This is a genomic window from uncultured Bradyrhizobium sp., from assembly GCF_936928535.1.
In the GTDB taxonomy this organism is placed as follows: domain Bacteria; phylum Pseudomonadota; class Alphaproteobacteria; order Rhizobiales; family Xanthobacteraceae; genus Bradyrhizobium.
This window is the reverse complement of the sequence record NZ_CAKZHY010000024.1, coordinates 40,467-51,371: the sequence shown is the minus strand read 5'-3', so window position 1 is coordinate 51,371 and position 10,905 is coordinate 40,467. Positions and strand designations below refer to the sequence as shown.

The window sequence follows — 10,905 nt, the reverse complement described above, 5'->3', positions numbered from 1 at the left end:
GGGGCGGTCGTGGTCGTGGTGCCAAGCGCGGTCGCCGTGGTGGGGTGGGCCGGTGGCTGGCCAGTGCCGGGCGCATTTGCCGCCGGCGCCAGCTTGCCGCTGGGGACCTGGGCCGCACCGGCTGGCGCGGCCGGCGTGTTCTGCGTCCCCGGAACAGGAAGCGCATGACCCTGCGCCGGCGGTGTCGGCGGCGCCACTCCCGTCGGCGTTCCGGTTGGCGTCGCGTGGACCTGCATCACCTTCATTGCCGCCGGCTTTGCCGCGGGGTTGCTGACGAGCGCCGCCTGGCTCGGCTTGAGCGGCTGGCTCGGATTGGCCTGGATCTGTTGCGCCTGCTGCTGCACGACCTTCGGCACCTGCGTCATCCCGCTCGGGCGCCCTGGCCCGTTCGCGGCAATGGCTGCGGCCGCAGCCGCATTGCCGGCCGGCAGCGGCGCCGGCGGCTGGTTGATCACGGTGTTGATGACCGTGGTGTTGTGGATGTTGTTGAAGATGATGTTGTTCGGCGGCGGTGCGACATAGACCGGCGGACTGTAGAACGCCGGGATCGGCACGAACACCGGCTGCGGCAGCACGAACAGGCCGACCACCGGCAGCGGCGGCGGCAGCACCACGAAGTCAGGCGGCGGCGGGGGGCAAAAATAGACCGGCGGTGGCGGAGGCGGCACGAAGCCAAAGTCAGGATCGCTGAAATACAGCACCGGACGATCGACATAGACGACCTCCTCCGGCGGCGGCGGCGGCACGTCATAGTCCATCATCGCGAAGGTCGGCGGCGGCTCCAGCGGTGCAGTCAGGATCGCAAGCCTGCGCCGTGCATCGCCCGCATGCGGCCCGCGTGGATAGCGGCGCAGATACGACCAATAGGCATCAGGCGTATCGGCGCGATAGGTCCGCCGCCAGGTGATCGCCTCGCGGCGTGCCGCGACGATCGCCATCACGCGCTTGGCAAGGGGATCACCGGGATAGGCTGCGAGAAAATCCTCATAGGCCGGCAGCGTGTCGCGCTCGAGCGCGGCGGCATAGGCATCCTGCACGCCGAGATCGCGAATCGGCTTGTTGCGGATCGCTGCGACCTGATCGGGCGCGGCCGCTGGCGGTGGCGCGTCGGGGGCACGATCGAAGAAGGTGAACTGTGCGGAGATCTTCTGGTCGTCCCACGGCACCTGCGCGCCTTTCGAGGCCTCGTTGACGCGCAGGCGGACGCGGTCGAACACCTCCGGCAACGCCAGGCCGCCGGTGCGGATCATCTCGGCGAGCGACTGCGCATAGATGCCGTAAGGCCCCGGCTCCTCGGGCGCCACCGTGCCCGGCGCCGCATTGAAGGCGATCAGCATGTTCGGATCCGGCTCGACCAGCGCGAGCCCACTTGCGATCGGTTGCTGGCCGCCCTCGACGAAGGGCTGCGCACGCGCCGCGTCGAGCACGATGATGTTGGCCTTGAGCGGGATGGCGGCGAGCTGGCGGGCATAGTCGCTGATGCGCAGCGCCTCGGTTGGAATGTCGGTGTCTCGCGCGATGTTGGAATCGACGGGGATGAAATAGTTCTCGCCGGCCAGCTGCATGCCGTAGCCGGACAGATAGATCATGGCGACGGTGCCGGGTCCCGAAGCCTGCGCCTTCTGGATGAAGTCGCGCAGGCTCTTGCGCAGCGTGTCGCCATCGAGATCGCGCGCGCCGACCACATCGAAGCCCGCGGCCTGCAGCGTTTGCGCGATCAGGCCGGCATCATTGGCGGTGGTTGCCAGCGGCGATTTGGAATAGGCGCCGTTGCCGACCACGAGCGCGATGCGCTTTTCCTGCTGCTGCGCGCGCGCCGGAGCGAGCGCGCCGGCAACGACGAGGATCGGCAGAAGGAAGCAGAGGAAGACCTTGTGTGTCCCGCGCATGGCTTGCTTGCCCATTATTGTTGTTGAATTGTTGTTGAGTGTCCACCACGCATCAGGCGCGCGCCCGGCTGAACGGCACTTGAACGAAAGGCTCGGATTGAGGCGCCGGCATGGCGTCCACCGATGCCGGCAGTTCGCGTCAGCTCCGCGTAAGCTTCGCCTCTGCGTCAGCCCCAGCCTTGAGCCTAGCCTTGCGCGATCAGGTCCACCGTTCCCGTCGAGAGCCGGTAGATGCCGCCGGCGATCTTCAGCTTGCCCTGCTCCACGGCCGCATTGAGGATCGGCGCCGCCGCCTTCAGCTTCGCGACATTGTCGATCACGTTCTGGCGGATCGCCTTGTCGAGCACCTCTCCGCCCTGCTGCATCGCGACCTTGGCAGCCGGCGCAATTGCGTCGACCAGCGAGGGGATATGTCCCGGCGGCGGCTTGTCGTCCTTGATTGCCTTCAGCGTTGCATCGACCGCACCGCAAGCGTCGTGGCCGAGCACGAGGATCAGCGGCGCATTGAGCACCGCGACCGCGTATTCCATGCTGGCGATGGTCTCGGTGCCGGCAAAATTGCCGGCGACGCGGCAGACGAAGAGATCGCCGCGTCCGGTGTCGAAGGCGTATTCCGGCGCAATGCGCGAGTCGGCGCAGCTCAGCACCGCCGCGAACGGATTCTGACCGCCCGCCAGCGCCTCGCGCTCATGCCTGAAATCGTGGCGCCGCGTCACGCCCTCGACGTAGCGCGCATTGCCCTCCATCAGCCTCTTCAGCGATGCATCCGGCGTCAGCACGTTTTGCGGTTTGGGCGGCGCCTTGTGCTCCTTGGCGAAGGCGCGGCCGGCGACGGCGGTGCCCAGCAGCGATGCTGCAAGCAGCATTGCAGACCGGCGTGACGATGACATCAGATTGAAGCGATCTTCAGAGCAATGGTCGCACATGGGTTGGTCTCCTCGACCGTTCCGGCGGGATCAGCGCAGATGCGCTATTCTACCTCTCCGAAGTGACGACGTCACGAACCCTCGAGCGCCCTGCCCCGCACTTACTCGGCCAGCTTCAGCTCCGCGATCGTCGTTCGCGCGGCTGTCTCGTCCAGCGCGAGGAAATCGACCGGCCCCTGGTTCTTGTAGCCGGAGGTCATTGCGAGCGTGAGACCGTAGCCCAACAACCCGGTGCTCGCATTTGCGATCACGGCATTCTTTCGTTCGCTCACGCGGGCGACATAAAACAAGGTCTCGCCCGAACGCGCATTAAACTCGACATGAGTGACGCCGGGAAAGCCAGCCTCTTCCGCGTCGAACCAATGCAGACCTGCCGGACGATCCGCATAGACGTAAGTCCCGGTCTTCAGCCCCGAGTGTGGCATGCCGTCGAGCTTGAATCCCCAGCCCGCATCGGCGAGACCGCCATAGCCCTTTTCGCGAAGCACGACGATGCGGGCCTGTCCCGATTTCGGTGGCCCGATCTTCCGCAGCGTTTCCGAATAGTCCAGTCCACTCCGCGCCGTCGTCTCACAACCGCACAGCAAAGCTGCCGCCACGAGCAGCATCAGTCCACGCAATAGCATCACGCCCCCAAAGACTCCATTCCCCGGCGGCATGCTAGCCGGAAACATCGTCAGGTTGCAACGGCATGATCGCATTTGCTGCGGTCGGCAGAGCCGACGCGCTGCCGCACGATATCAGGCTAGATCTGCTGCACGTCCACGACGCCGGCGACCGCCTTGATGGCGCCGGCGATCTGCGGCGAGACCTTGAAGCGGCCGGGCAGCTTCATCTCGACCTCGGTCTCGAGGTCGAGCATCATCACCAGCGAGACCTCGCCATCGCCATTGGAGCGCGGTGCGATGCCGGGACTGCCGATTTTTGGCGCGGCGCCGTTCGTGCTTGCAGCTTCCGGTCCAGCCAGACGCTTGGCGATCGAGTCGAGCGGCTTGGTGTCGCGCACGAAGATGCGCAGGCCCTTCTGCGTCTTGGCGGCGGCATCATCGAGCGGCTCGGCATGCAGCACGCGTGCGCGGACATCCTCGCCCTGCAATTCCGCACCCAACTGGAGCAGCACGGCCGCGCCCGGCTCCAGCACGTCGCGATATTGCGCCAGGCCTTCGGAGAACAGAACCGCCTCGAAATGGCCGGTGGGATCGGACAATCCCATGATGCCCATCTTGTTGCCGGTCTTGGTGCGCCGCTCCATGCGCGACACCACTGTGGCCGCGACCTTGCCGGCGGTGGCGCCGGTCTTCACCGCGCGCGAGAATTCCGCCCAGCTCTGCACGCGCAGCCGCTTCAGCACGGTGGCATAGTCGTCGAGCGGATGGCCCGACAGGAAGAAGCCGACGGCGTCGTATTCGCGGCGGAGCTTTTCGGCCGGCAGCCACGGCTCGATCTGCGGCAGCATGATGGTCGGCGCGTCCGCCGACATGCCGAACATGTCGTTCTGGCCGCTGGTCTCGGCCTGATGCGCGCGCTGGCAGGCAGCCAGGATCGCATCCGCGCCGGCAAAGACGCGGGCGCGGTTCGGCTCCAGCGTGTCGAAGGCGCCGGCGGCCGCGAGACTCTCGATGATGCGCTTGTTGATCGCCCGCGGATTGACGCGCGCGGCGAAGTCGGCAAGCGAGGTGAACAGGCCCCGCTTGGTCCGCTCCTCGATGATCTGCTCGATGGCCTGGATGCCGACGCCCTTGAGCGCAGCGAGCGCGTAGTAGATCACCTTGTCGCCGACCTCGAAGGTCGCGCCGGAACGGTTGATGTTCGGCGGCTCGACCTTGATGCCGAGGCGCTGCGCTTCGGAGCGGAATTCGGAGAGCTTGTCGGTGTTGTTGAGATCGAGCGTCATCGACGCCGCGATGAACTCCACCGGATAATGCGCCTTCATATAGGCGGTGTGGTAGGACACCAGCGCATAGGCCGCCGCGTGGCTCTTGTTGAAGCCGTAGTCGGCGAACTTGGCGAGCAATTCGAAGATGGTCTCGGCCTGCCCCTTCGGCACGCCGTTCCTCACCGCACCCGCGACGAAGATGTCGCGCTGCTTGTCCATCTCGGCGCGGATCTTCTTGCCCATGGCGCGGCGCAAGAGGTCGGCGTCACCGAGCGAATAGCCCGACATCACCTGCGCGATCTGCATCACCTGTTCCTGGTAGATGATGACGCCGAAGGTCTCCTTCAGGATCGGCTCGAGCACGGGGTGGAGATATTCCGGCTCCTCGTCGCCATGCTTGCGCGCGCAATAGGTCGGGATGTTCGCCATCGGGCCCGGGCGATACAGCGCCACCAGCGCGATGATGTCCTCGAAACGGTCGGGCCGCATGTCGACCAGCGCGCGCCGCATGCCCTGGCTTTCAACCTGGAACACGCCGACCACCTCGCCGCGCGCGAGCATCTGATAGCTCTCGGCATCGTCGATCGGCAGCGTGGCGAGATCGACATGGATGTCGCGCGGCTTGAGCAGCTTGCAGGCGACGTCGAGCACGGTCAGCGTCTTCAGGCCGAGGAAGTCGAATTTCACGAGGCCCGCCGGCTCAACCCACTTCATGTTGAACTGGGTCACCGGCATGTCGGATTTGGGATCGCGATAGAGCGGCACGAGTTCGCTTAAGGGACGATCGCCGATCACGATGCCGGCCGCATGGGTCGAGGCGTGACGCGTCAGGCCTTCGAGGCGCTGGGCGATATCGAAGGCGCGCGCCACGATCGGGTCTTCATCGCGGAAGGCCTGCAGCTTCGGCTCGCTCTCGATCGCAGCCGCCAGCGTCACCGGCGCGGCGGGATTCTGCGGCACGAGCTTGGTCAGCTTGTCGACCTGACCGTAGGGCATCTGCAGCACGCGGCCGACGTCGCGCAGCACGCCGCGCGCCTGCAGCGTACCGAAGGTGATGATCTGCGCGACCTGGTCGCGGCCGTAGCGCTCCTGCACGTACCTGATCACCTCGCCGCGGCGGTCCTGGCAGAAGTCGATGTCGAAGTCCGGCATCGAGACGCGCTCGGGATTGAGGAAGCGCTCGAACAAGAGGCCGAACTTGATCGGATCGAGGTCGGTGATGGTCAGCGCCCACGCAACAAGCGAGCCTGCGCCGGAGCCGCGGCCCGGCCCAACCGGGATGCCTTGCGACTTCGCCCATTTGATGAAGTCGGACACGATCAGGAAGTAGCCCGCGTACTTCATGCGCATGATGACGTCGAGCTCGAACGCGAGGCGCTTGTTGTAGTCCTCGTCCGTCGTTCCCTGCGACAGGCCATGCACGCGCAGGCGATTGGCGAGCCCCTCCTCCGCCTGCCGCTTCAATTCGGCTGCTTCGACCGCGGCGGCGTCCGTGCTCGCCGCAGCACCGACGGTGAAGAACGGCAGGATCGGCTTGCGCGTCATCGGGCGGAACGAGCAGCGCTCGGCGATCTCGACGGTGGATGCCAGCGCTTCCGGAATGTCGGCGAACAGCACCGCCATCTCGGCGCGGGTCTTGAAGCGGTGATCGGGCGTGAGCTGCTCGCGCTCGGTCTCCGCAATGAGCCGGCCGCCGGCGATGCAGAGCAGCGCGTCGTGCGCCTCGTAATCGTCGGTCGAGGCGAAATATGGCTCGTTGGTCGCGACCAGCGGCAGGCCCTTTGCGTAGGCGATGTCGATCAGCCCGCTCTCGATCCGCCGTTCCTTGTCGACGTTGTGACGCTGCATCTCGACATAGAGGCGATCGCCGAACAGGCCGGCGAGACGCTCGCAGCGCGCGACTGCGACCTCGGCCTGCCCCGCGGCCAACGCGAGCGAGATCGGACCGTCAGGGCCGCCGGTCAATGCGATCAGGCCTTCGGTCTCGCCGTCGAACCAGTCGAACTTGATGAACGGGGCGTGGCTATCAGGCGATTCGAGGAATGCGCGCGAATTCAGCCGCATCAGACTGCGATAGCCGCGCTCCTGGGCGGCCAGCAGCACCACGCGCGAGGGCGGCAGCGCGTTGCGTGCGTTGGGATCCTGGTCGCCGAAATCGACCGCGAGCTCCAGGCCGACGATCGGCTGGATGCCGTAACCCGCCATCTTGTCGGAGAATTCGAGCGCACCGAACAGATTGTCGGTGTCGGTCAGCGCGAGCGCCGGCTGGTGGTCCTTCTTCGCAAGCTCGCCGAGCTTGGCGATCTTGATCGAGCCCTTGAGCAGCGAATAGGCCGAGTGAACGTGAAGGTGGACAAATCCGGCGCTCGGCATGGTCGCGTGACGGCCTCTTGCAGATGAGATGAAGCGGTCGCCGACGTCGGGATCATCATCCACTCGCCCGGCCGACTCGCCTCGCAATGGTGGGGGCTCGCCGCGCCAGAGTCCACGCTTGAGCTGCCGCTTCCCCGCCTCATCCCGCTTTTCCCCAAGGGGGCATTACAGAGACCGGTTCCGTCACAGCTGCGGAATGACCTGAGCCCAGATCGCGATCATCCCGACGAACAGCGCGATCGACGTCAGTGCAGCGGCTTCTTCCACGAAAATCCTGAACATGGCTTGCTCCATCACCAGAACGTATGAGGAACATTGTTCTCATTTCGTTCTCGGGAGTCAAGCAAACTCGGAAGCCTCAAAATGAAATGGTTAACTTGCTGATTTCGCATAACAAAAAAGCCCCGGCGCAAGGCCGGGGCTTTCCGCAATCGCTCGATCGTGAGCGACTGTTCTCAAGTAGCTTGCTCAGTACTTGGCGAGGATCGGGCCGCCGAACTTGTAGTTCAGGCGAACGAGACCCATGTCGACGTCCTGCTTGATGCGGTCGGTCTGCAGGCCAGCGAAGGTGACGTCCTTGTCGGACAGGAAGATGTGGTTGTACTCCACACCCACCGACCAGTTCGGCGCGAAGCCGACTTCGAGGCCGGCGCCGACGGTGCCGCCCCAGCGGGTGTCGTTGTTCGAGCCGAGCAGGCCGCCGGTCGCGGTGCTGAACACCTCGTTCTTGACACCGACGACGGCCGCGCCGCCCTTGGCGTAGACGAGCACATTGTTCCAGGCGTAGCCGACCTGACCGGTGATCAGACCGAACGAGTCGATCTTGGTGCGATTGCGCTGGGCGAGCAGCGCGCTGGTGTTGTCGCCGGTGAAGTCTGCCCAGTTGCCCTGACCTTCGAGGCCGAACACCCACTGACCCGCCTGCCAGCGATAGCCGACCTGGCCACCGACCGTGCCGCCCGTCGCATTGTGAGAGCCTTCGCCGCCGACCAGCGGAACGGTCTGATCCCAGCTCGAGTGAGCCGAAGCGCCACCACCGTTGATACCGATGTAGAAGCCGCTCCAGTCATAGACGGCGGCGATCATCGCAGGCGCCTTGGTGTAAGGACGCGCAGCGAGGTCAGCAGCCAGCGCCGGCGCAGTCGCGCTGATCGCGACAAGGCTCACAGCAGCAAGCAACAAATTCTTGTTCATTTGAATCCCGTTCCAGTTTCGTCATTAGGCCCCCGGGCCGTGGCGTCGTCATAACAGCGAGCGACAGAATTGCTGTAACCTCGACGCAACAGTTCGCTCCAAAGGCCCGCGTTACATTAACGCGTGTTTAGCAGCGCTTGCGCGGAAACCCTTTGAAACAAGACTCTTCAGCGATTCCAGCGCCGATCGCACGCGCTGTAGTGGGAACCCGTGTAACGACGCTGCACGCACGATTATGTGATTGGAACAGCGGCGCGCGTTTTCTTTCCCCATTGCCGCCACATTCTCGCATGCGAGCGCCACATTTGCAGTCGCCTCGCGCGCAAGCGCCGACTCATGACGCGCTTCTCCTATTGCCAAGGTGGACGATGGAGGGACTGCGCGATCTCGACCGCCCCCTCCTCGCCGCGCTGCGCGAGATCATCGCAAGAAGACAACGCAGCTTCATTCAACTGGAGATAAGGATCGCGTGCCGCGCGCCAGCTATCCCATGGCGAGGTCTCGCTCTTGGCGAGCGCGAGCAGATCGCGCGCAAGGTTCACGCGCGCAAAGAACAGACCGGTCGTCGTTCCGTGCCCCAAATGCTCGGGATTCATGGCGCCGGACCGGCATCGTTTCCACGCCTCGATGCCGGTGATGAAGGCTGTACGCGGAACGTCGGTTGGCTCGAAATCGATCGGCAGACCCTTGCGATGCGGCTCGTCGATCTCGGCATCGACCAGGACCCAGCATTGCCGGTCCCGCGCCCAATATTCGCACACCCAGTGATCGTGATAAGGGTGCCCGGCAAAGTAGGTTGCGAAACCGCAGCGGACGCGGGCGGGCACGCCATGCTGGCGCAGAGCCGCGCACAGCATCAGCGCAAAGTCCCGGCACGTCGCCAAGGCGCGGCACTCCCCTGCCCTCGCATGCGTCAACGGCCGCGGATCGATCGCGAAAAGCTGATCCAGACGCTCGGACACCGGCAAGGTCGCGCGGCTCTGACCGGAAAACGCGGCGGCGTCGAATCCCTGCCGCTCGATCCAGGCCTCGTGGATCAGCAGCCCCTGCAAGACGCCGCACAACGTCGCAATATCCGGCGGCAAGCCGCCGATCAAACGGGCATGAGCGCGGGGATCGCTGAGCGCGCTGTGGCTGGCGTAATAGGCGAGCATCGCAGGTTCACTCATCGGGAGCTGGTCCATGAAGGCGGGCAAACCAGCCGCGCATCTCACATCGAGGGCCGCCACACGCCCGTGTCATGACGGCGATATGACCGAGCGATCTGCGTCTCCGGCACAATAGGCTTACGGCGCAGCAATGTGCCACTGAAAGTTGTGGCAACTGCAATCGTCCTGTAACGTCGGCTCGCGTCCTTCATCACACCGGCTCCCTCATTCCATGCTTGTCCGCGTCCTGCTCCTCTTGGTCTTGCTGACGATGTCAGGTGCATTGTGCGCAGAGCAGACGACAGCCGAGAAAGCCGGGTTTTCCTCCAGTCTGACGATCTATCTTGCCAAGGGTGCCCCTGGGGCGTGCGGACCGGGCTGCGACCGCTGGATCGCCATCGAGGGCGAGATCGACGGCAACGCAGCCTCGCGCGTTCGCCGCTTCCTCGCCGGCGTCAAGGACACGCAGCGTCCGATCTACCTGCATTCGCCCGGCGGCAACGTGGAGCAGTCCTATGTCAGCGGGCGGCTGCTGCGCAGCCGCAAGGCCGTCGCCCGCGTTGGCCAGACGATCGTAGCGGCATGTGCTGCAGGCACGCAGATCGACGCCGCCTGCCTGAAGGCGAAGAACGCAGGCGGCGAGATCGAGGCCGAGCTCACGACATACCATGCGATGTGCAACTCGGCCTGCGGCTACCTGTTTCTCGGCGCGACATCGCGCGAAGTGGCCCCCGACGCCGCGCTGGGGGTGCATAATTCCAGGCTCGTCTTCGCGATTCATGGCAACCCGCCTGCGGCGTTGCTCGCCGAATTCAAGCAGCGTCGGACCGCAAGCGCCGACCGCGAGCGTTCGGCCTATATCGCGGCGATGGGCATCAGCCGCGAGCTTGACGAGCTCATTCACACCGTGAAGTTCGAAAGCCTGCACATGCTGACGCGCGCAGAGCTCGACAGGTTCGGCATCGATACACGTCCCGTTGCCGAGACGATGTGGCGGCTCACGAATGCCGCCCGGCCCTACGTCAACAAGTTCGCGACGCTTAAGACTGACAACGGCCCGTCGTTCAGAACCATGGAATGGCGCTTGTACTGCGACAGCAAAAATCGCGTGCCGCTGACGTTCGCGGCCGAGGTCGATGACGCGGCGGTCGGCAAACGCGCCATCATGATGGCGGCGGACGCCGCTCCCAACGAGGAAGCCGGAGGATTTGCGGTGCTATCAGGCAAATACGAACTGTGGAGCGGCTTGCTCGATTTCGGCAAGTTCAGGGCGATCATGGCGTCCCGCTCCCTGCATGTCCGGGAGACCACGCAGAAGCCGGACCAAACGGCCGACACGGCAAAGTTCGACATCGACGCCACGGGCTTGCCATCCGCCTGGAGGCAGCTCGAAGAAACATGCCCACCGGCGACGGCCGCGCCAAAGAGCCCCTGGCCACCGGTTCCTTTATCAGGTCGCGGCAACTAAAGTCGCTGCATGTGGCGGCGCGCTCGGTCTT

General features: G+C 65.0%; 7 protein-coding genes. 1 reads left to right on the top strand and 6 read right to left on the bottom strand.

What is annotated here, in order from left to right:
• The 6 genes from Q0687_RS03260 to Q0687_RS03235 all read right to left on the bottom strand — a co-directional run.
• Positions 1–1,889: caspase family protein (locus Q0687_RS03260; protein WP_298872184.1), on the bottom strand; the 1,889-nt coding region annotated here is incomplete at its 3' end.
• Between the two features lie 185 nt (positions 1,890–2,074).
• Positions 2,075–2,815, bottom strand: a complete 741-nt coding sequence (locus tag Q0687_RS03255; RefSeq protein WP_298872182.1) for a carbonic anhydrase — start codon at positions 2,813–2,815, stop codon at positions 2,075–2,077.
• A gap of 101 nt (positions 2,816–2,916) precedes the next feature.
• A complete protein-coding gene (locus Q0687_RS03250) occupies positions 2,917–3,441 on the bottom strand; it encodes a hypothetical protein (RefSeq protein ID WP_298872199.1) in 525 nt (174 codons plus the stop codon).
• A gap of 119 nt (positions 3,442–3,560) precedes the next feature.
• Positions 3,561–7,064 carry a DNA polymerase III subunit alpha gene (dnaE, locus tag Q0687_RS03245; protein ID WP_298872196.1) on the bottom strand — a complete coding sequence of 1,168 codons (3,504 nt, stop codon included), beginning with the start codon at positions 7,062–7,064 and terminating at the stop codon, positions 3,561–3,563.
• Positions 7,065–7,532: 468 nt separating this feature from the next.
• The gene (locus Q0687_RS03240; protein WP_298872179.1) at positions 7,533–8,258 is read right to left on the bottom strand and encodes an outer membrane beta-barrel protein; all 726 of its coding nucleotides are present in this window, start codon (positions 8,256–8,258) and stop codon (positions 7,533–7,535) included.
• Positions 8,259–8,608: 350 nt separating this feature from the next.
• Entirely contained in the window at positions 8,609–9,427 is an 819-nt protein-coding gene (locus tag Q0687_RS03235) for a transglutaminase domain-containing protein (RefSeq protein WP_298872176.1), read from the bottom strand.
• A 211-nt stretch (positions 9,428–9,638) separates the two neighbouring features.
• Between Q0687_RS03235 and Q0687_RS03230 the strand changes: the two genes are divergently transcribed.
• Positions 9,639–10,874, top strand: coding sequence for a hypothetical protein (locus tag Q0687_RS03230; protein ID WP_298872174.1), 1,236 nt, complete (start codon positions 9,639–9,641; stop codon positions 10,872–10,874).
• Positions 10,875–10,905: the final 31 nt, after the last annotated feature.

Coding starts and splice junctions, on each gene's coding strand:
- Q0687_RS03230 (WP_298872174.1), top strand. CDS start 9,639: ATGCTTGTCCGCGTCCTGCTCCTCTTGGTCTTGCTGACGATGTCAGGT.
- Q0687_RS03235 (WP_298872176.1), bottom strand. CDS start 9,427: ATGAGTGAACCTGCGATGCTCGCCTATTACGCCAGCCACAGCGCGCTC.
- Q0687_RS03250 (WP_298872199.1), bottom strand. CDS start 3,441: ATGCTATTGCGTGGACTGATGCTGCTCGTGGCGGCAGCTTTGCTGTGC.
- Q0687_RS03240 (WP_298872179.1), bottom strand. CDS start 8,258: ATGAACAAGAATTTGTTGCTTGCTGCTGTGAGCCTTGTCGCGATCAGC.
- dnaE (WP_298872196.1), bottom strand. CDS start 7,064: ATGCCGAGCGCCGGATTTGTCCACCTTCACGTTCACTCGGCCTATTCG.
- Q0687_RS03255 (WP_298872182.1), bottom strand. CDS start 2,815: ATGTGCGACCATTGCTCTGAAGATCGCTTCAATCTGATGTCATCGTCA.